Source organism: Pseudonocardia sp., from assembly GCF_035305885.1.
In the GTDB taxonomy this organism is placed as follows: Bacteria; Actinomycetota; Actinomycetes; order Mycobacteriales; family Pseudonocardiaceae; genus Pseudonocardia.
In genome coordinates this window covers 12,524-32,322 of record NZ_DATGOP010000137.1, presented here as the reverse complement: position 1 = coordinate 32,322, position 19,799 = coordinate 12,524, and the positions used below count along the sequence as shown (strand labels likewise).

16 protein-coding genes are annotated in these 19,799 nt (G+C 72.8%); 9 read left to right on the top strand and 7 right to left on the bottom strand.

What is annotated here, in order from left to right; genetic code table 11:
* The first annotated feature begins 3 nt into the window (after positions 1–3).
* From VKZ81_RS31535 to VKZ81_RS31520, 4 genes are all read left to right on the top strand, one after another.
* Positions 4–2,151 (top strand): acetate--CoA ligase family protein, encoded by a 2,148-nt coding sequence (locus VKZ81_RS31535; RefSeq protein WP_324245398.1) that lies wholly within the window; start codon positions 4–6, stop codon positions 2,149–2,151.
* A gap of 282 nt (positions 2,152–2,433) precedes the next feature.
* Positions 2,434–3,840, top strand: a complete 1,407-nt coding sequence (locus VKZ81_RS31530) for an Nramp family divalent metal transporter (protein WP_324245397.1) — start codon at positions 2,434–2,436, stop codon at positions 3,838–3,840.
* A gap of 1 nt (position 3,841) precedes the next feature.
* Positions 3,842–4,426, top strand: coding sequence for a hypothetical protein (locus VKZ81_RS31525; protein ID WP_324245396.1), 585 nt, complete (start codon positions 3,842–3,844; stop codon positions 4,424–4,426).
* 99 nt (positions 4,427–4,525) lie between these two features.
* Positions 4,526–5,539: a TerC family protein gene (locus VKZ81_RS31520; RefSeq protein WP_324245395.1), complete on the top strand. Its 1,014-nt coding sequence runs from the start codon at positions 4,526–4,528 to the stop codon at positions 5,537–5,539.
* A gap of 68 nt (positions 5,540–5,607) precedes the next feature.
* Here the strand turns inward: VKZ81_RS31520 and VKZ81_RS31515 are convergent, their stop codons facing one another.
* The 4 genes from VKZ81_RS31515 to VKZ81_RS31500 all read right to left on the bottom strand — a co-directional run bounded on the left by VKZ81_RS31515 (position 5,608) and on the right by VKZ81_RS31500 (position 10,563).
* Positions 5,608–7,341 carry an NAD(P)H-dependent oxidoreductase subunit E gene (locus VKZ81_RS31515; RefSeq protein ID WP_324245394.1) on the bottom strand — a complete coding sequence of 578 codons (1,734 nt, stop codon included), beginning with the start codon at positions 7,339–7,341 and terminating at the stop codon, positions 5,608–5,610.
* Between the two features lie 110 nt (positions 7,342–7,451).
* A complete protein-coding gene (acs, locus tag VKZ81_RS31510; RefSeq protein ID WP_324245393.1) occupies positions 7,452–9,434 on the bottom strand; it encodes an acetate--CoA ligase in 1,983 nt (660 codons plus the stop codon).
* A 164-nt stretch (positions 9,435–9,598) separates the two neighbouring features.
* Positions 9,599–10,036: a hypothetical protein gene (locus VKZ81_RS31505; RefSeq protein ID WP_324245392.1), complete on the bottom strand. Its 438-nt coding sequence runs from the start codon at positions 10,034–10,036 to the stop codon at positions 9,599–9,601.
* The gene (locus VKZ81_RS31500) at positions 10,033–10,563 is read right to left on the bottom strand and encodes a DUF1772 domain-containing protein (protein ID WP_324245391.1); all 531 of its coding nucleotides are present in this window, start codon (positions 10,561–10,563) and stop codon (positions 10,033–10,035) included. Before VKZ81_RS31500 ends, VKZ81_RS31505 begins: the two co-directional genes overlap by 4 nt.
* 248 nt (positions 10,564–10,811) lie before the next feature.
* On the opposite strand from VKZ81_RS31500, the gene VKZ81_RS31495 reads away from it, so the two are divergent.
* Both VKZ81_RS31495 and VKZ81_RS31490 read left to right on the top strand, forming a co-directional pair.
* Positions 10,812–11,957 carry a sensor histidine kinase gene (locus tag VKZ81_RS31495; RefSeq protein WP_324245390.1) on the top strand — a complete coding sequence of 382 codons (1,146 nt, stop codon included), beginning with the start codon at positions 10,812–10,814 and terminating at the stop codon, positions 11,955–11,957.
* Complete coding sequence (locus tag VKZ81_RS31490; protein WP_324245389.1) at positions 11,957–12,646, top strand: response regulator transcription factor; 690 nt, start codon at positions 11,957–11,959, stop codon at positions 12,644–12,646. Before VKZ81_RS31495 ends, VKZ81_RS31490 begins: the two co-directional genes overlap by 1 nt.
* 122 nt (positions 12,647–12,768) lie before the next feature.
* On the opposite strand, the gene VKZ81_RS31485 is transcribed toward VKZ81_RS31490, so the two are convergent.
* Positions 12,769–13,686 carry an alpha/beta fold hydrolase gene (locus tag VKZ81_RS31485; RefSeq protein ID WP_324245388.1) on the bottom strand — a complete coding sequence of 306 codons (918 nt, stop codon included), beginning with the start codon at positions 13,684–13,686 and terminating at the stop codon, positions 12,769–12,771.
* Between VKZ81_RS31485 and VKZ81_RS31480 the strand changes: the two genes are divergently transcribed.
* Positions 13,685–14,530 (top strand): helix-turn-helix transcriptional regulator, encoded by an 846-nt coding sequence (locus tag VKZ81_RS31480; protein ID WP_324245387.1) that lies wholly within the window; start codon positions 13,685–13,687, stop codon positions 14,528–14,530. The two genes, VKZ81_RS31485 and VKZ81_RS31480, sit on opposite strands and share 2 nt — an antisense overlap.
* A 159-nt stretch (positions 14,531–14,689) precedes the next feature.
* On the opposite strand, the gene VKZ81_RS31475 is transcribed toward VKZ81_RS31480, so the two are convergent.
* Positions 14,690–16,069, bottom strand: a complete 1,380-nt coding sequence (locus tag VKZ81_RS31475) for a class I adenylate-forming enzyme family protein (RefSeq protein ID WP_324245386.1) — start codon at positions 16,067–16,069, stop codon at positions 14,690–14,692.
* The gene (locus tag VKZ81_RS31470; protein ID WP_324245385.1) at positions 16,066–17,628 is read right to left on the bottom strand and encodes a class I adenylate-forming enzyme family protein; all 1,563 of its coding nucleotides are present in this window, start codon (positions 17,626–17,628) and stop codon (positions 16,066–16,068) included. The genes VKZ81_RS31475 and VKZ81_RS31470 overlap by 4 nt, the downstream gene beginning before the upstream one ends.
* 240 nt (positions 17,629–17,868) lie before the next feature.
* Between VKZ81_RS31470 and VKZ81_RS31465 the strand changes: the two genes are divergently transcribed.
* On the top strand, positions 17,869–18,834 hold the full coding sequence (locus tag VKZ81_RS31465; protein ID WP_324245384.1) for an AraC-like ligand-binding domain-containing protein: 966 nt from the start codon (positions 17,869–17,871) through the stop codon (positions 18,832–18,834).
* A 67-nt stretch (positions 18,835–18,901) separates the two neighbouring features.
* The gene (locus tag VKZ81_RS31460) at positions 18,902–19,648 is read left to right on the top strand and encodes an oxidoreductase (protein WP_324245383.1); all 747 of its coding nucleotides are present in this window, start codon (positions 18,902–18,904) and stop codon (positions 19,646–19,648) included.
* The last annotated feature ends 151 nt before the right edge of the window (positions 19,649–19,799 follow it).

Genomic DNA, 19,799 nt, shown 5'->3' with positions numbered 1-19,799 from the left:
GCAATGGGAGCCGGGTACGACAGCGCCTACGACAAGGACGCGGTACGCGACGTCCTGGACAAGGCGATCGCCGAGGGCCGCGACTCGCTGACCGCGCCGGAGGGCAGGCGCGTCTGCGAGGCGTACGGCATCCCCACCCCGGGCGAGGGGCTGGCGAGCACCGCCGACGACGCCGTGCGCCTGGCCGCCGAGCTGGGCGGCAAGGTCGTGCTGAAGATCGTGTCGCCGGACATCCTGCACAAGACCGAGGCGGGCGGCGTCAAGGTCGGCGTCTCGGGCGACGACGCGGTGCGGGCCGCGTTCGACGAGATCGTGGCCAACGCCAAGGCCTACAAGCCCGACGCCGCCATCGACGGCGTCCAGGTGCAGCAGATGCTCGGCGGCGGCCAGGAAGTGATCATCGGCGCCACCACCGACCCCACGTTCGGCAAGGTCGTGCTGTTCGGCCTCGGCGGCGTGCTCGTCGAGGTGCTGAAGGACGCCACCTTCCGGCTCGCCCCGGTCGACACCCCGACGGCGCGCGGGATGCTCGACGACATCGAGGCCGCCGAGGTGCTCAAGGGCGCCCGCGGGGCCGAGCCGGCCGACGCGGACGCGCTGGCCGACATCATCAAGCGGCTCTCGGACCTGGTCACCGACTTCCCGCGGATCCGCGAGTTCGACCTCAACCCGGTGTTCGCCCGCCCGGACGGCGCCTCCGCCGCCGACGTGCGCATCCTCCTCGACAGCGAGGAGCCGGCGGAGCCGGTGCGCTACAGCCAGGAGGAGATCCTGGCGACGATGAACCGCATGATGCGGCCGCGCGCGGTCGCCGTCATCGGGGCGTCGAACGAGACCGGCAAGATCGGCAACTCCGTGATGAAGAACCTCATCAACGGGGGCTATGCGGGCGAGATCTACCCGATCAACCCGAAGGCCGACGAGATCCTCGGCAAGAAGGCCTACAAGAACATCGGCGACGTGCCCGGCGAGGTCGACGTGGCCGTGTTCGCGGTGCCGGCGAAGTTCGTGCCGCAGGCGCTGCGCGAGGTCGGCGAGAAGAACGTGCCCGCGGCCGTGCTCATCCCGTCCGGGTTCGCCGAGACCGGAAACCACGAGCTGCAGGACGAGATCGTGCGGATCGGCCGCGAGCAGGGCGTGCGGCTGCTCGGTCCGAACATCTACGGCTACTACTACACGCCGCAGAACCTGTGCGCGACGTTCTGCACCCCGTACGACGTCAAGGGCGGGGTGGCGCTCACCTCGCAGTCCGGCGGCATCGGGATGGCGATCCTCGGGTTCAGCCGCACCACGAAGACCGGCGTCTCGGCCATCGTGGGCCTGGGCAACAAGTCCGACCTCGACGAGGACGACCTGCTCACCTACTTCGAGCAGGACGACGACACCAAGGTCGTCGCGATGCACCTCGAGGACCTCAAGGACGGGCGAGCGTTCGTCGAGGCCGCGCAGCGGATCACGAAGAAGAAGCCGGTGGTCGTGCTGAAGGCGGGCCGCACCGCCATGGGCGCGCGCGCCGCGGGCTCCCACACCGGCGCGCTGGCCGGCGACGACAAGGTCTACGACGACATCCTCCGCCAGTCCGGCGTGGTCCGCGCCTACTCGCTCAACGACATGCTCGAGTTCGCGCGCGGCATCCCGGTGCTGCCCACGCCGAAGGGCGAGAACGTCGTGATCATCACCGGGGCCGGCGGCTCCGGGGTGCTGCTCTCCGACGCGTGCGTCGAGAACGGCCTGTCGCTCATGGAGATCCCGCCGGACCTCGACGAGGCGTTCCGGAAGTTCATCCCGCCGTTCGGCGCCGCGGGCAACCCGATCGACATCACCGGCGGCGAGCCGCCGTCGACCTACGAGGCGACGATCCGGCTCGGCCTCGAGGACGACCGGATCCACGCCTTGATCCTCGGCTACTGGCACACGATCGTGACCCCACCGATGGTCTTCGCCGAGCTCACCGCCCGCGTGGTGGCCGAGGCGAGGGAGAAGGGGATCGAGAAGCCGGTCGTGGCGTCGCTCGCGGGCGACACCGAGGTGGAGGAGGCCAGCGCATACCTCTACGAGCGCGGCATCGTCGCCTACCCCTACACCACCGAGAAGCCGGTCGCGGTGCTGGGCGCCAAGTACCGGTGGGCCCGCAGCGCGGGGCTCATCTGATCGCAGCCCGGCGGCACCGTCGCCGCCGGGGCAGCAAGCGGCCGGACCGGCCGGCGCCCCGGGGACTCGCCCACCCACCAGGGGGCCGGCCGGACCGGCCGTCGACCGCGTCGAGAAGACGAGGAGGCAGAAGCAGGGCCGGGCAGTCAAACCCCAGGAGATCCCAACGGAGAGGTCCCAGAAGTGACGACTTCCAAGCAACCCGACGCCGGTTTACCGGCCGCGGAGACGGGTGCCACCACCGGTCAGGAAAGGGTGTGGCACGCGGGCGGCCTGGAACCGATGCCCATCCGCAAGCTGCCAGAACCACCCCCGTCCATCCACCTCATCGGCCCGACGGTGTTCCTCGTCGCGCTCGGCGTGGGGATGGGCGAGTCGTACATGTGGCCGCGGCTCGTGCTCCTGTTCGGACCCGAGATCCGCTGGCTGTTCCTCATCGGCGTCACCCTGCAGGCGGTCGTCCTGCTGGAGATGGCGCGCTACGCGATGGCGACCGGGGAGAGCATCTTCACGGGCGCCGCACGCGTGTTCAAGCCGATCATGTGGTTCTTCTTCACGATCGCGATCCTCATCTACATCTGGCCGGGGCACCTGTCGGCCGGCGCGTCGGCGTTCGAGTCGGCGACCGGGGTGCCGTGGCAGGTGGCGGCGATCATCGGGATGCTGCTGGTCGGCACCGTGTTCACGCTCGCCAAGGTCATCTACGACCTGCTCGAGAAGGTGCTGGGGATCCTCATCGGCACCCTGGTGCTCGGCACGGCGGTGATCGCCTCCATCGTCGGCACCTGGGGCGACCTCGTCACCACGATCACCGGGATGTTCGCCTTCGGCTACCTGCCAGCGGAGGCGATGAGCGAGACCTGGTTCCCCGTGATCGTCGGGTCGGTCGCGTTCGCGGGCCCGTCGGGCATGCAGCAGATGTGGTACACGCTGCACCTGCGGGAGAGCGGCGCGGCCATGGGCGCCCACATCCCCAAGACGCGGGGCCTGGCGCACGCGGGCGAGGAAGAGGTCATGCCCGCGCGCGGGTTCATGTTCGACACCGACGATCCCGCCGAGATGGCCAAGTGGCGCGGCTGGCGGCGGTGGGTCACCTTCGACGCGCTGCTGCTGTTCTGGGGAATCACGATGCTGGTCACGGTGTCGTTCACCGTTCTCGCGCAGGCGGCGGCCCGGCAGAGCCCCGACGTCGTCGCGCTGCTGCGCGAGGGCGAGCGGGAAGCCGCGCTGAACGCGATGTCGTCGTCGTTCGCCGCGGTCGGCGGGCCCGCGATGGGCAGCGTGTTCCTCGGGTTCATCGCGTTGATCGGCCTGAACGCCACGCTCGGGCTGTTCGACTCGTTCTCCCGGGGCCAGGCGGACATGACGTACAACTTCGTCCCCGGCGCCAAGCGGCTGCGGATGTCGTACCTCTACGGCGGCTTCCTCTGGGGTGTGATCATCTTCGGGATCTGCATCCTGCTCTGGGGGCCGGCCGACGGGCCTGCGGCGATCCTGGACGTGCTGGCGTTCCTGTCCACGTTCGCCATGGGCGCCTACTGCATCGTGCTGCTGCTGGTGAACAACCGGATGCTGCCCAAGCCGATCCGGCCGAAGCTGTGGACGAACCTGGTCATCGGGTTCGGGGCGTTCTTCTACCTGGGGATGCTCTTCTACAGCCTCTTCCGGTTCGGCGTGGTCGTGAGCTGACATGTCGCTGTTGCAGGCACGTCAGCTCGCCGAGCTCAGCGCCAGCGGCGCTGTGATCGGGGTGCTGGGGGGTGCCGTCGTCGGCGGGTTGGCCGCGTTCGCGGGCCAGCCCGCCGGCTGGGCGCTCACCGGCGCGGTCGCCCTGGCGGTGCCGCTGGCGCTGCTCGGGGCGGCCTACGGGGTGCTGGTCGGGCTCGGCTGGGCCAAGCCCGGCATGTTCACGCCGGTGGCGCTGCTGTGGCTGGTGGGATACCCGTTCGCCCGCCTCGCGCACGAGATGATGACCCCCGCGCTGCTCGGCGGGAACCCCGCGCCGCCCGACGACGTGGTGGGCTTCCTCATCTACCAGGCCCTCATCAGCCTCGGCTTCGCCATCGGCTTCATCTGGCTCTACGAGCGGATCACCCCGGCCTGGCTGAAGCAGATCAAGGACCACAACCCCTACGCGCAGCGGGTGTACGCCCGCTACCTCGCCCACGCCGAGCAGGTGTGGGCGGCCAGGGAGTACCGGCGGGCCCGCCGGCGGGGCTCCCCTCCCGCGACCTCCCCCGGCGCTCCCCGCACGAGGAGCCGCCGTTCCTCGTGACCGACGGCACGGACGGCGCGGCGGTGCGCTTCGGCCGCCGCGCCGTTATCGTCCCGTCGGCGCCCGCTGCTGCCGGGCACGACCCCCGACAGGAGAGAGATGAACCTTCCCACCTGGGCGTGGATCGCGACGATCGCGGGCTTCCTCGCCGTGATCGCCTTCGACTTCTACCTGGTGGCCCGCAACCCCCGGGATCCGTCGATGCGGGAGTCCACGATCTGGGTGATCGTGTACGTCTCGCTCGCCGCCGCGTTCGGGCTCGGGCTCCTCGCGGTCGCCGGTCCGCGGTACGGCGGTGAGTTCTTCGCGGGTTGGATCACCGAGTACTCGCTCTCGATGGACAACCTCTTCGTGTTCGTGCTGATCATGAGCCGGTTCGCCGTGCCGAAGGAGTACCGGCAGAAGGTGCTCCTGATCGGCATCGTGCTCGCGCTCGTGCTGCGCGGCATCTTCATCGCGCTCGGCGCCGAGGCGATCTCCCGCTTCGACTGGATGTTCTACCTGTTCGGGGCGTTCCTGATCTGGACGGCGTGGAAGCTGATCAAGGAGTCCGACGAGGACGAGGAGTTCGAGGAGAACCGCGTGCTCCGCTTCGTCCGGCGGACGGTGCCGTCCACCAAGGAGTACGACGGCGCGCGGCTCACCACGGTCGTCGACGGCCGCAGGCTCGTGACTCCGATGCTGATCGTGATGGTCGCGATCGGCACCACCGACCTGCTGTTCGCGGTCGACTCGATCCCCGCGATCTTCGGCCTCACCCAGGAGCCCTACCTGGTGTTCACGGCCAACGCGTTCGCCCTGATGGGCCTGCGGCAGCTGTTCTTCCTGATCGGCGGGCTGCTCGACCGGCTCGTGTACCTCAGCAAGGGCCTGGCGTTCATCCTCGCCTTCATCGGCGTGAAGCTGATCCTCGAGGCGCTGCACCACCACGGCGTGGCCTGGGCGCCGGAGATCCCGATCGTCGTCTCCCTCGGCGTCATCGTCGTCACGCTCACGGTCACGACGATCGCGAGCCTGCTGAAGTCGCGCCGCGACGCCGCGTCCGGCGGGTCGGAGTCGGGTGCGGGGTCGGAGGCCGAGGAGGACCTGACCGGTCCCCGCTCGGCGGGCTGACCCGCCGACGCACGACGAGAGGCCCTGCTCCGGTTCCGGAGCAGGGCCTCGTCGCGTCCAGGCCGGGGTCAGGCGCTCCCGTTGCGGTCGGTCTTGTCGTCGACCTCGGGGTCGTCGTTCTTCGGGTGCTGCCGCACCGTGGTGGCGCCCCGCTGCAGGCCGAGCACGCTCACCACCGGGCCGAGGGCGACCTGGCCGAGCCCGCAGATCGACGTCTTGCGCATCACCGTCTCCAGCTCGAGGATCCGCTCGCGGCCCGCATCGTCGAGGCCGCCCGTCGCGATGGCGTCGGTGAGCAGGGTGTGCGCCTTGGTCGAGCCGACCCGGCAGGGCACGCACTTGCCGCAGGACTCGTTGCGGAAGAACCGCAGCACGTTCGTGGCGGCGGCGAGCAGGTCGGTGCCCTCGGCGATCGCGACCAGCGCGCCCGACCCGAGCATCGAGCCCGCCTCGGCCAGCGTGCCGAAGTCGAGCGGGACGTCGAGCTGGTCGGGGCCGAGGAAGTTCGACGACGCCCCGCCGGGCTGCACGGCCTGCAGCGCGGCACCGCCCGCCACGCCGCCCGCCTCCTCGAGCAGCCGGCGGACGGTGGTGCCCATCGGCACGCAGTAGACGCCGGGCCGCTCGACGTGCCCGGAAACGGCGAAGAACTTCCAGCCGACGGAGTCGCCGATGCCCTGCTCGCGCCACCACTGCGCGCCCCGCTCGACGATGATCGGCACGTCGGCGAACGTCTCCACCGAGTTCATCAGCGTGGGCCTGCCCCACAGCCCGTACACGCCGGGGAACGGGGGCTTGTTGCGCGGCTCGCCGCGGTGGCCCTCCATCGCCTCGATCAGCGCCGACTCCTCGCCCAGGATGTAGCCGCCCGGCGAGGTGAAGATGTCCAGCTGCAGGGTGTGCCCCGAGCCGAGCACGTCCACGCCGATCAGCCCGGCCGCCCGGAGCGCCTCGATCTCCTCCCGCAGCACCCGCTCCTCGGGGCCGTACTCGTGGCGGATGAACACGTACCCCTGCTCGGCGCCGGTGCAGACCATTCCGAGCAGCAGGCCCTCGAGCACCAGGTGCGGCTCGTCGGCGAGGATCTGCCGGTCCTTGAAGGTGCCGGGCTCGGACTCGTCGGCGTTGCAGATGGCGTACTTCAGCCCGCCGGGCTGGTCGGCGACGAGCTGCCACTTGCGCCCGGTCGGGAACCCGGCGCCGCCCATCCCACGCAGCCCGGAGTCGGTGACGGCGGCGATGACCTCCTGCGGGGTCCGCTCACCGGTGAGCACCGAGCGGAGCACGCGGTAGCGCTCCTCCCCCGGCGCGTACGGGTCGTTGGGCCACGGCTCGGTGCGCCCGGAGCGGGTCGGCGCCGCGTGACCCAGCTCGTCGGCCCGGGCGGCGGCCACCAGCGCGTCGGTGTCGGCCAGCGCGGCCGGGTGCTCGTTGACCGCCACCGCCGGTGCGGTGTCGCAGCGGCCGAGGCACGAGACCTCGGTGAACTCGACGTCCTCGTCGCCCTCCAGCCGGGCCCGCAGCTCGGCCAGCCGGTCCTCGGCGCCGGCGAGCCAGCAGGTGAGGTCGTGGCAGGCGTGCACCGCGACCTTGGGCGGGGGGTCGGTGCGGAAGTGCGGGTAGAACGAGATGAGGCCCTCGATCTCGTAGAGGGGCCGGCGCGTCTCGCGCGAGAGCGCCTCCAGCTCCTCGCGCGGCAGCCACCCCAGCCGCGCCTGGATCGCGTTCAGCTCCGGGATCAGGCTCGGTCCCGGGAACTTCCCGGCCCGCGCCTCGACGCCTGGCACCTTCGCCGCCGTCATCAGCCTGGCTCCGATCGTCGACTTGCTTGTCGTCTACCGTATACCGTTCAGAAGCGGAAAGTGGGTGCGAGCGCCGCACCCGGCGCCCGCACCCACTCCCGGGTCGGGGATCAGTCCTCCGACCTGCTGCTGTCCTTCAGGCCCGCGGCGATCATGTCCATCACCGACGTGTCGGCCAGCGTGGTCACGTCGCCGATCTCGCGGTTCTCCGCCACGTCGCGCAACAGGCGCCGCATGATCTTGCCGGAACGCGTCTTCGGCAGCTCCTCGACGACCATGATCTGGCGCGGCTTCGCGATCGGGCCGATCTCGTTCGCGACGTGCTCGCGCAGCGCCTTGATGGCGTCGGCGCCCGACGCCTCGTCCTTGGCGACGTTGCCGCGCAGGATGACGAACGCGACGATGCCCTGCCCGGTGGTCGGGTCGGACGCACCGACCACGGCCGCCTCGGCCACCGTCGGGTGGCTCACCAGCGCCGACTCCACCTCGGTGGTGGAGATGCGGTGGCCGGACACGTTCATCACGTCGTCCACCCGGCCGAGCAGCCAGAACGCGCCGTCGTCGTCGTACTTGGCGCCGTCACCGGCGAAGTAGTAGCCCTGCGCGGCGAAGCGCGACCAGTAGGTCTCGCGGTAGCGCTCGTCGTCGCCCCAGATGCCGCGCAGCATCGACGGCCAGGGCTTGTCGAGCACCAGGTAGCCGCCGTTGCCGCGGCCGACCGGCTTGCCGTCGTCGTTGACGATCTCGGCGCTGATGCCCGGCAGCGGCCGCATCGCCGAGCCCGGCTTCGCGGCGGTGACCCCGGGCAGCGGGGAGATCATGATGGCGCCGGTCTCGGTCTGCCACCAGGTGTCGACGATCGGGCAGTTGTTGCGGCCGATGTGCTCCCGGTACCACATCCAGGCCTCGGGGTTGATCGGCTCACCGACGCTGCCCAGCACCCGCAGCGACGACAGGTCGTACTTCGCGGGGATGTCGTGGCCCCACTTCATGAACGTGCGGATCAGCGTGGGGGCGGTGTAGTAGATCGTGACGCCGTACTTCTGGATGATCTCCCAGTGCCTGCCCTCGTGCGGGGTGTTCGGCGTGCCCTCGTACATCACCGACGTGGCGCGGTTGGCCAGCGGCCCGTACACGATGTAGCTGTGCCCGGTGACCCAGCCGATGTCGGCGGTGCACCAGTAGATGCTCTCGCCGGGCTTGTGGTCGAACACCGCGTGGTGGGTGTAGGCGCACTGGGTGAGGTAGCCGCCGGAGGTGTGCAGGATGCCCTTCGGCTTACCGGTGGTGCCCGAGGTGTAGAGGATGTAGAGCGGGTGCTCGGAGTCGAACGCCTCCGGGGTGTGCTGGTCGGACTGCTTGTCCACCAGGTCGTGCCACCAGATGTCGCGGCCCTCGGTCCACGGCACGTCGATGTCGGTGCGCTTGACGACGAGCACGTGCTCGATCGTCGGGGTCTGCGCCGTCGCCTCGTCGGTGCCGGCCTTCATCGGCACCGGCTTGCCCCGGCGGAACTGGCCGTCCGCGGTGATCAGCAGCTTCGCCTCGGCGTCCTCGATGCGGGCCTTCAGCGCGCCGGGCGAGAACCCGCCGAACACGACGGAGTGCAGCGCGCCGAGGCGCGCACAGGCCAGCATGGAGAACACCGCCTCGGGGATCATCGGCAGCTGGATGGCCACCCTGTCCCCGGCCCCGATCCCGAGCTCGGCCAGCGCGTTGGCGGTCTTGCAGACCTCGCGCTTCAGGTCGGCGTAGGTGATGGTGCGGGTGTCGCCCGGCTCGCCCTCCCAGTGGAACGCGACCTGGTCGCCGTAGCCGGCCTCGACGTGGCGGTCCACGCAGTTGTACGCCACGTTGAGCTTGCCGCCGACGAACCACTTCGCGAAGGGGGCGTTGTCCCAGTCGAGCACCCGCTCCCACTTCTGCTCCCAGTGCAGCCGCTCGGCCTGCTCGGCCCAGAATCCCTCCCGGTCGGCCTCGGCGCGGTCGTACCAGTCGGCCGTGACATTGGCCTGCGCGGCGAACTCCGGGCTCGGCGGGAAGCTCCGGGTCTCGGTGTACAAGTTGTCGAGCGTGGCGTTGTCCTCGGCCATCGATGTTCCTCCTGGGTCCTGGGCGGCGACGCCCGGCTCCACACATTCTCCAAGCTCGACGCTAGTGCGCCGAACGCCGCGACGCACCGTCGGTCCGGACAGGTGGGGACGCATCGACGGACGGTCGACGAACCGCCGATCAGCGGCGGAGCAACGGTACGCGCTCAGGCCCCGCGGCCCGCTGCCCCGTCGCGCGCGGGCACGACCCGGCACAGCGCCACCGCGACGGCGCCCGCGACCACCCCGACCAGGGTGCCCGTGACCAGGCTGGAGGCCACGGCGGCCGCGCGCAGGGCGAACTCCGGCACCGCGAGGTCGACGTCTGCCGGGAGCGCGGCCCGCCACAGCAGCTGGTGCCCCACCGCGAGGAACACACCGTAGATCGCCCCGATGACCACCACCGTGCGGAACGGCCGGGGCGGGCGGTGCCACAGGACGACCGCGATCCAGACGGCGGGCGGCACGACCACCAGCAGCCCGTTGACCAGCGATCCCTCCTCGACGATGCCCAGGTCGTGCAGCACGACCCGCGGGCCGGCGAGCGCGGCCAGCCCCACCAGAGCCGGCCGGGGGAGGTCGGGCGAGCGGCGCGCCGCGGTCATCGCACGGCCCCGGCAGCGTGCCCGTCGCGCGCGGGCGCGGTGAGGCGCACCCACCGCAGCAGCCCGGTGAACGCCAGCGCCGCGGCGACCCCGCCGCCTACCAGCCGCACCCGGTGCCCGGCCACGAACTCCTCCGCGACCTGCCGCAGGTACTCCGGGGAGTGGGTGCCGAGCGGGTCGACGAACATGATCTCGTTGCGCGGCCAGAAGAACAGCGCGGAGAACACGAACTCGCACGCGACGAACACGCAGGTCGCCGCCACGATCCACCAGCGCACCCGGGGCTCGCGCCACGTCAGCGCGGTCGCCGCGAGGCAGGTGAGCACCACCGTCGCACCCAACGGTGGGAAGTAGTCGCTCGGGCCGCCGGCGACCATGAACTCGCGCGTGCGCCGAAGCGACTCCGGGGCGTCGCCGAAGATGTTCGGGTACAGCACCACCGTCTCGGCCGCCACCCCGCCGAACGACATCATCGACGACCACACCAGCGCGATCAGCGCCACCGCGGTCCAGGTCGGGCGAGACATCTGCGTGGACCTCCACCGGTCGTCCCGGGGCGACCCCCACGGCCGCCCGGCTGACCCGAAGCTAGGTTCGCCACCCCCGCCCCGGCTGCCTCCCGGACGCGCGATCCGACCTCGCTCCTCGGCGTACCCGCCGCGGTCCCGGGCCGCGGAAGCGGACGGCCACCGTCGCCTTGCGGCGTACGCGGGACGGCCACGACGACGCTTCTCGACGACAGCGCGGGAACCGGGCGGGCCATTACCGTTCGACCATGCGAGACGGCCGCCCCACCCGCGTCGACGCGCTGCTGGGTGTCGCGGTGTTCTGCCTGGTGGCGGCCGCGGTGGCCACCGAGCCCCGCCCGCTGGGCGAGACCGCGCTCGCCTACGCGTTCGCGGCCGGGTTCGGGGCCCTGATGCTGGCGAGCCACCGCTGGCCGGTGGCCGTGCCGGCCGCGACCGCGGTCGGCCTCGTCTGCTACTACCTGCTCGACCTGCCGCCGATCGGCCTCGCCGCCCCCATCGCCGCCGCACTCTACGGCGCGGCCGAACGCGGTCGCCCGGTCGCCGCGGCGGCGGTCGCCGGGGCGCTGCTCGCGGTATCGGTGACCGCGCGGCTGGCCGAGGGAGACGCCGTCTCCTACGTGCTGGGCCTCAACCTCGGGGCGGAGGCCGTGCTGGTGGTCGCCGTCATCGCGCTGGGCGACGCCGTGCGCTCGCGGCGCGCCCTGCAGGCGGAGATGACCCGGCAGGCGGAGGCGGCGGCCGAGGAGCGGCGCCGGGAGGCCGCCCGCCAGGTCGACGTCGAACGCATCCGCATCGCCCGCGAGCTGCACGACACCCTCGGCCACACGATGTCCGTGATCACCCTGCAGGCCGCCGTCGCCGAGGAGGCGATCGACGACGAGGACCCCGCGGCGGCCCGCGGCGCCGTCCGGACCATCCGCGACGCGGCCAGGGGCGCGATGTCGGAGCTGCGGGCGACGATCGGCACCTGGCTCGGCGGACCGGGCGGCCGGGAGCCGCCGCCGGGGCTCGACCGGATCGGCGCGCTCGCCGACGGGGTGACCCGCAGCGGCCTTCCCGTCGAGATCCGGACCACCGGGGACCTCTCTGCGATCCCCACCGTCGTCAGCACCACGGCGTACCGGGTCGTGCAGGAGGCGCTGACCAACGCGCTCCGCCACGCCGAGGCGCAGCGCGTCACGGTCACCGTCGACGCGACCCCGACCGAGCTCGCCCTCGAGATCCGCGACGACGGCCGCGGCGCGCCGCAGGACCGGCCGGCCGACCACGGCCACGGGCTGCGCGGGATGATCGAGCGGGCCACCCTGCTGGGCGGCACCGTGGACGCCCGCAACGCGCACCCGACCGGCTTCGAGGTGCGGGCCCGCCTGCCGCTGAGGAGGCCGACGTAGTGAGCGAGATCCGCGTCGTGCTCGTCGACGACCAGCACCTCGTCCGCGCGGGCCTGCGCGCGCTGCTGGAACGCGCCCCCGACATCACCGTCGTCGGCGAGGCGGGCGACGGGGCGACCGGGCTCGCGGTCGTGCGCACCCACCGCCCCGACGTCGTCCTCATGGACGTCCGCATGCCGGGCACCGACGGGCTGCAGGCCACCCGGCAGATCCTCGCCGACCCCGCGCTCGGCGCCGTCCAGGTGATCATGCTGACGACCTTCGACGACGACGAGTACCTGTTCGAGGCCATCCGCGCGGGCGCCGCCGGGTTCCTGCTCAAGGACACCGCGCCGGACGCCCTCCGCGACGCCGTGCGCGTCGTCGCGGGCGGCGACGCGCTGCTCTCGCCCGCGGTGACCCGGCGGGTGCTCGCCGCCGCGGCCCGCTCCACCGCCGCCCGGCCCGAGCGCATCGCCGGCCTCACCGACCGCGAGCGCGACGTGCTCGCCCAGGTCGGGGCGGGCCGGTCCAACGCCGAGATCGGCCGCGCCCTGCACATCAGCCCGGACACCGCCCGCACCTACGTCGGCCGCCTGCTGAGCAAGCTCGGCGCCCGCGACCGCTCCCAGCTCGTCGTGATCGCCTACGAGAGCGGCCTCGTCCGCCCGGGCGAGCAGCCCGCGGACGGCCCGCTGGGCGGGAGTTGACGCGCTCGCGGTGCAGCGAGCCCGTGCGACGCGGGACGGCGCAACCCCGTGACGGACGTCCTCCGCCTGCCGAGCGAACTCCAGGAGCGCCAGCAGCCCGCGCGGGTTGCGGCCGGCCGCCATCACGGCCTGCCGATGAACCCGCGGATGAGCGCGACGAACTCGTCGGGCCTCTCGAACAGGCCCACGTGGCCGCAGTCGACCTCGACGTACTCCGCGCCCGGGATCCCGGCGGCGAGCTCGCGGGCGTTGGCGACCGGAACCGTGCCGTCCTGGGTCTCGCCGATCACGAGGGTCTCCGCACGGACACCGGTCAGCAGGTGACGGATGTCGAGCCCGAGCACGAGGTCGAGCTGGCGCAGGGTCGAAGGCGTCGGCTTCATGTTGAGCGCCAGCTCCTCCACCCCCGCCCTGCCGATGCTGTTCAGGAAATCCCGGCTGAAACCGGTCGCGGTGCCCAGCCGCCCGAAGCCCTCCGCGTCGTCGGCGAGCCGCTTCCACGCGATGAACTGGTTGCGCATCACCTCGTCCGCCCGGCTGAAGCCGGCGACCGGGACGAGGCGGCGGACGAGCGCCGGGTGCGTGCTCGCGACCGCGACGACGACGGGCGCTCCGAGCGAGAACCCGACGAGGTCGACCGGTTCGTCCCCGCCGTCCTCGACGACCGCGCGCACGTGTTCCACCAGGTTCGCGATCGTGAGCTCAGCACCGCCGGTGTCGGGGGCGGCATCGCTCCCCGCGAGGTCGGGCAGCACGACCGTGGCGATGTCGGTGAACCGGTCGACCAGGTGCCCGAACGTGACCTCGGCGCCCGGACCGGCACCGTGGACGAGCACCAGGCGGCGGCCAGAACCCGCCGACCGGTAGTGCACTCGGAAACCATCCCCTGCCTCGACGACGTTCATCCGGCTCTCCCAGATCGGCGGGACTTCGACGACCAGAGGGTCGGCGCGCGGGCGGACGTCGGGGAGGGCAGCGCCGTGGCTAGGACTGGTGATCCTTGGTTCCCGGAGCCCCCACGAGGGCAGAATCGGCGCCATGGACCGCCGCGGCCTGGCCGATTTCCTGCGCCGATCCCGGGAACGGGTGCACCCGTCGGACGTCGGTCTCAACGCCGGGCCGCGGCGCCGCACCCCCGGTCTGCGCCGCGAGGAGGTGGCGCTGCTGGCCGGGATGTCCGCGGACTACTACATGCGGTTGGAACAGGCCCGCAGCCCGCAGCCGTCGACGCAGGTGCTCGCCGCACTGGGCCGCGCGCTCCGTTTGACCGAGGACGGCGTGAACCACCTGCACCTGCTCGCCGGCCATCGGCCTCCGGCCGGACCGCTCGCCGGGGACCAGGTGCGGCCCGCTGTCCTCCGGCTGCTCGAACAGCTCCGTGAGGTCCCCGCCCAGGTTCTGGGAGACCTCGGGGACGTGTTGGCGCAGAACGCCCTGGCCGAGCACCTGCTCGGTGGCTACTGCCCGGTGACGGGAGCGGGACGCAACGTCGTCGTGAAGTGGTTCACCGATCCCTCCGTGCGAGAGCCGTACACGGAGCAAGAGCGGCGGCACCGGGGTCGCGTGCACGTGGCCGACCTACGCGCGGCGGTGGCCCGTCGCGGACCCGGCGACGCCGCAGCGACCGAGCTGGTGGGAAAGCTCTGCGAGGAGAGCCCCGAGTTCGCCGTGCTGTGGCGCGAGCACGAGGCCGGGGTCCGGCGGGCCAGCCGGATGCGCGTCATCCACCCCGTCGTCGGTTCGATCGACCTCGACTGCGAGACCGTGGCGACCCCGAGCGACGACCAGCGCCTCGTCGTGTTCTTCCCACCCCCGGGTAGCACCGTCGCGGACCGCCTCGCGCGGCTGTCGGTGACCGGGAGCGTGGAGTTCCCGGGCGGCTGACCGCACCCGCCGGATCTCGCGGGCCGTCACGACGGCCGCTGGGTCGTCGTGCATGTCGGCTCCGCGGGCGTTGCCCGGAGAACACGCACGCCTCGTGCGGTCACGAGGTCGCGCTGGACCCGGCGCGGTCGGCTTCGACGTGATCGGTTCCCACGCGGCTCAGGTCGCGGGGAGCCGGTCGGCGACGTGATAGCGGCGCGGCACCTTGTAGTGGGCGAACGCGGCGCGCAGCGCGCTGTCGACCTCCTCGACGAGGTCGTCGGGCCGTACGCCGTCGCGCCCGACGAGGTGGGCCACCACCGCGGTGCCGCGATCACCGTCCGGTTCTCCGCGGACGAGGGCCTCGGCGACGCCGGGAATGCGCCGGATCGCGGACTCGATCTCCTGCGGGTAGACGTGGTACCCGGTGTTGATCATCCGGTCGAGCCTGCCCTCGAGGTGCAGGTAGCCCCCATCCAGCCGCCCGAGGTCGCCGAGCGAGCACCACCCGTCGGGATCGGCGTACTCGGCGACGACCATGTCCGACCGCGCGCAGACCTCGCCGTTCGGCCGCAGCCGCAGCTCCGTGACCGGTCGTCCGCAGCTCCCCGCCCGCCGCCGATCCCCGGCCGCGATCGCCCGGTGATCGGCCTGGTCGAGCACCGTGAGCGGCCACCCGCCTTCCAGGCGGCCGTAGATCTGCACGAGGACGTCGGGGAACGTGCGGGCCGCCCGCTCCAGGTCGGCGGGCGGCAGCGGTGCCCCGCCGTAGAGCAGGCGCCGCAGCGCGCCCAGCCCGCCGGGCCGTTGAGCGGCGGCCTCGAGGAGGCGGGTCAGCATGGTCGTCACCACCATCGTGGCGGTGACCGTTCCCGCCCGGATGACTTCGAGCACGGCGTCGGCGTTGAACCGCCGCAGGACGGTCTGGGGCAACCCCATCCGCAGGAACGGGAACGTCCCCACCAGGCCGGTCCCGTGCATGACCTGCTGCACGGTGAGGAAGTGCTCGTCGGGGCCGAATCCGGGACCGTACCCGCCGCCGCGGTAGAGGGCGGTGTTCGCGGCCATCGTGGCTTCCCAGTTGGCGTACGAGATGGGCACGGCCAGCAGCCGGCCACCGTCGACCGCCCGCGGGTACAGCAGCGCCGTCCGCTCGGGCGGGATGTCCGGCGTCGGGAACCGGGGCGGCCCGCTCGCCGGGAACTCGTCGTCGTGCACGAGGGCCCGCGGCCCGGCCGCCTGGGCGCGTTCGACGTCGACCAGCACCCCTCGGACGCCGGCCGCCTCCCAGGTCCGCGCCGCCTCAGCGGGCGATGCGTTCGGGTCGACCGGGACCCGGGTCCCGCCGATCCACTCGACGGCGAGGTGCGCCTCGATGGTGGCGAGGCTGTTGGCCGACCAGATCCCGACCCGGTCACCGGCCAGCCCGCGTTCGGTCAACGCGCCGGCCAGGCGGTCGACCCGGTCGACGAGCTGGGCGCCGGTGCGGGTGCGGCCTTCGCCGTCGAGGAGCACGACGCGGTCGCCCGCGGCGCACAGCGCCGCCCTGGTCGCGTTCACACGCCGGCCCCGATGAGGCGTTCGCGCAGCACCGCGCGCTGCACCTTCGCACCCCCGAGCACGCACGGCAGGTCGTCGACCACGACGATCTCCGGTCGCTCGTGGGGTGCGAGACCGGCCTCGGCGCACCGGGCGATCTCGGCCCGCAGCTCCGGGCCGTCGGCGGCGCCGGACTTGAGGACGACGGCGGCCACGACGCGGTCGCCCCCCGGCCCGACGACACCGCAGTTGGCGACCGCGGAGTGGCGGAGCACCGCGGCCTCGACGACGTGCGGGTAGACGGTGCCCGCCGTCGTCCGGATCGAGTCGACGGCGCGGTCGACGTAGTAGAGGAAGCCCTCGTGGTCGAGGTAGCCGACGTCGTCGGGGCGGAACCAGTCGCCGGGCAGGAAGGCGCGTCGCGTCCGCTCGGGCATGCCCCAGTAGCAGCTGGACGACATGGCGCTGCGGACGACGATCTCGCCCAGCTGCCCGGGCGGGACCCGGTTGCCCTTGTCGTCGACGACGGCGACCTCGAAGAACGGGGACGCCGGGCGCCCCACGCTCGACAGCCGCCGCGGGTCCTCAGCGGCCTCGTCCGCGCGCAGCCGGGTGGTGACCGCGCCCTGCTCGGTCGAGCCGAAGCCGTGGCACCACACCGGGCCGAGCAGCTTCGTGGTCCGCTGCAGCAGCTCCGGCGTCGCGAAGAAGACGACCAGGCGCCGCAGCCGGTGCGGGATCGGTCCCTCCCGCTCGATCAGGTCGAGGACGGGGGTGAGCATCGGCGCCGGCAGGAGCAGCCCGGTGACGCCCTCGTCGACGATCGTCCGGACGAGCCGGTCGGGTTCGAACGTGGAATCGTCGAGCAGCACCGTCCGGGCGCCCCGGACGAGGTACGGGTAGAGGAGCTGGAAGCCCGACGCCCACTGGAGGGCGTGCGCGTGCAGCACGACGTCGTCCGGTCCGACCGCGGAGAGCCCCGGCGCGAAGGTGTCGAGGTGATGCAGGTTCTGCGCGATCACAGCGGCCCACGACCGGTGGCTGACGATCCACGGTTTCGGGTTCCCGGTCGTGCCGGTCGTGGGCTGGATGAACGCCGGTGCGTCCTCGTGGACGTCGAGCGGGGCCGCTTCGGGGGACCCCGACGCCAGCACCTGCGTCCATGGGACCGCCCACTCCGGCGGCCCCTCCCCGATCGCGATCAACAGCATGCCCGCGAGCTCGTGGAGGTGGGCCGCGACGGCGTCGGTGAAGCCGGTGTCGAACAGCATCGCCCGCGCGCCGACGAACCGCAGCAGGGCGACGTGAGCGGCCATGTCGAAGTGGCTGTGCAGGACGACCCGGACCATGCCCGCTCGTTCGGTGCCCAGCCACGCGTGGACGACCTCCGCGCGGTTGTACGACAGCACGCCGACCCGGTCCCCGGGCCGCAGTCCGTGCACGGACAACCCGGAGGCCACGAGGTTCGCCGTGGCGTCCAGAGCGGCGAACGTCTCCGTACCCCGCTCGGTGGTGAGTGCGGGAGCAGCCGCGAACCGCACGGCCGCGTCGACGGGAAGCATCCCAGCCCTGACCTGCATGAACGGCCTCCTTGCCTCGGCTGGGAGGACGGTAGCCACGACGGCGCGGCGACCGGGGCGCCTCGTCACGAGCCCGCAATCGGGAAGGCACGCAGCGACAAACCGATCGCGGAGCCGACCGGACCGGGTCGCCAGGCGTGCACCGCCCGGGGGTCCGACGGCGCAGGACGCCGATCGACCTGGCACTCAGCGACAACTCCCGTCTTGTCGTCGACACCGGGCGCTCCTACCGTCGCCCGCGTGCAGCGGGTGTTGTCGACCGAGGCAGTGGCGCCTCGAGATCGCGTCGCCTTCTGGCGCGAGGTCATCTGTTCCACGTTCATCCGGCTCGAGGTCACGCAGGCCGCCGTGGCCGGGCGCTTCCGCGGAACCGTCCGCACCTCCCAGCTCGGGCCCGTGCAGGTGACCCGGATCCTCACCGACCCCATGGCCGCTGAGCGCACCCGCCGTCATCTCGCATCCCTCGAAGAAGAGCGCTGTCTGCTTGCGCTGCAGCTGCGCGGACGCACCATCGGGCAGCAGGACGGGCGCCACGTCGTGCTCGGCCCGGGTGACCTCGCGCTGTTCGACTCCACCCGGGCCTACCGGGTGGATTTCCAGGGCCACGACTTCGACCACCTGGTGCTGCAGTTCCCCCGGGAAGCCCTGCGCAGCCGCGGGGTGGAGCCGCGCGCGGTGACGTCCCGGCGGGTGGCCGCCGACTCCCGGATCGGGCGGCTCACCTCCCCGTTCCTGGTCAACCTCGCCGGGGTCGCCGATGCGACCAGCCCGGCCACGGCGGAGCGCCTCGGGCACATGGCGGTCGACCTCATCGCGACCGCCCTCGCCGACGTCGGGGGCATCGACGGGTGGCGGTCCGGTCCCGACGGCGGCGAGCCGCTCGAGCGGATCAAGCTCTACATGCACCTGCGCCTGTCCGATCCGCACCTCACGCCAACCGCGGTCGCCGCGGCCCACAACATCTCGTTGCGCCAGCTCCACCGGCTCTTCGCGCGCGAGGGGACCACGTTCGGGCGGTGGTTGCGCGAGGAACGGTTGCGGCGCTGCTACGACGACCTCCGCTCACCGCAGCTCGCCGGCCGGACGGTGGCCGAGATCGGGGCCCGGTGGGGGATCCCCGACGCCCCGACTCTCAGCCGTACGTTCCGCGCTCGCTATGGCGTCTCCCCCCGCGAGCATCGTCGCGCGGCGCTCGGGGAGCGTTGAGCGGCCGGCGGCGTCCCGCTGGAGCCGGGCTCGGCGTACGCGAGGTGGACCCGGATGGCAGCATGCGGTGGTGGCCGTGACCGCCGATCCGCTGGCCCCGCTGCTCGAGCTGCCCGGCGTGCCCGAGGCGGTGGCCCGGGCCCGGGACGCGCTCGTCCCCGTGCACAACCACCCGGTCAACCGGCGGGGGTGGCCGGCGAGCGCCGCCGAGGCGAGCCTGCGGGCGGCGCGGGCGTCCGCCGCACTGGACGGGGCCGCGCTCACGGTCGACGGCACCGTCACCGACCCGGTCCTCGCGGGCGCCGTGCGCGCCGCCGAGGAGTCCGGGCGCCTGCTCGGCGCCTGGCGCAGCTCCCCCCTGCAGGCCCTGGCGCGGCTGCACGTCGTGGCCGCGGCCGACCTCGTTCCCGAGAGCCGGCACGAGGCCGAACTGGGCAGGCCGCGCCCCGGCGAGGAGGTGTCCACCCGGCTGCGGCTGCTCGCCGACCTCGTCACCGGCGGCAGCAAGGTCCCCGCCCCCGTGCTCGTCGCGGTGGTGCACGGGGAGCTGCTCGCCCTCGCGCCGTTCCCGACGGCGAACGGGGTGGTGGCGCGGGCCGCAGCCCGGCTCGCGGCGGTGGCCGCGGGCCTGGACCCGAAGGGGCTCGCCGTGCCGGAGGTGGGCCACCTGCGCCACGCGGCGCAGTACCGCAGCGCGGCCGCCGCGTTCGCGAGCGGCACCGGGGACGGCGTGCGCGAGTGGCTGCTGCACTGCTGCGCGCAGTGGGAGGCGGGGGCCCGGGAGGGTAGGTCCATCGCCGACGCCCGCGCCTAGAACAGGCGACGGGCGGCGCCCCGAGGGGCGCCGCCCGCCTGCGCGGGAAGTCCGAGTTCCAGGCGTGCACTACGTGTCGTGGTAGTGGCCTCGGCGTCCGGCGTCCCGGTACGCAGGCCCACGACGACATGCCTCCCGCGGCGTGCTGTGC

Excerpts from the sequence above, each read along its gene's own strand:
- VKZ81_RS31535 (WP_324245398.1), top strand. The coding sequence starts at position 4 with ATGGGAGCCGGGTACGACAGCGCCTACGACAAGGACGCGGTACGCGAC.
- VKZ81_RS31530 (WP_324245397.1), top strand. The coding sequence starts at position 2,434 with ATGCCCATCCGCAAGCTGCCAGAACCACCCCCGTCCATCCACCTCATC.
- VKZ81_RS31525 (WP_324245396.1), top strand. The coding sequence starts at position 3,842 with ATGTCGCTGTTGCAGGCACGTCAGCTCGCCGAGCTCAGCGCCAGCGGC.
- VKZ81_RS31520 (WP_324245395.1), top strand. The coding sequence starts at position 4,526 with ATGAACCTTCCCACCTGGGCGTGGATCGCGACGATCGCGGGCTTCCTC.
- VKZ81_RS31515 (WP_324245394.1), bottom strand. The coding sequence starts at position 7,341 with ATGACGGCGGCGAAGGTGCCAGGCGTCGAGGCGCGGGCCGGGAAGTTC.
- acs (WP_324245393.1), bottom strand. The coding sequence starts at position 9,434 with ATGGCCGAGGACAACGCCACGCTCGACAACTTGTACACCGAGACCCGG.
- VKZ81_RS31505 (WP_324245392.1), bottom strand. The coding sequence starts at position 10,036 with ATGACCGCGGCGCGCCGCTCGCCCGACCTCCCCCGGCCGGCTCTGGTG.
- VKZ81_RS31500 (WP_324245391.1), bottom strand. The coding sequence starts at position 10,563 with ATGTCTCGCCCGACCTGGACCGCGGTGGCGCTGATCGCGCTGGTGTGG.
- VKZ81_RS31495 (WP_324245390.1), top strand. The coding sequence starts at position 10,812 with ATGCGAGACGGCCGCCCCACCCGCGTCGACGCGCTGCTGGGTGTCGCG.
- VKZ81_RS31480 (WP_324245387.1), top strand. The coding sequence starts at position 13,685 with ATGGACCGCCGCGGCCTGGCCGATTTCCTGCGCCGATCCCGGGAACGG.
- VKZ81_RS31485 (WP_324245388.1), bottom strand. The coding sequence starts at position 13,686 with ATGGCGCCGATTCTGCCCTCGTGGGGGCTCCGGGAACCAAGGATCACC.
- VKZ81_RS31470 (WP_324245385.1), bottom strand. The coding sequence starts at position 17,628 with ATGCAGGTCAGGGCTGGGATGCTTCCCGTCGACGCGGCCGTGCGGTTC.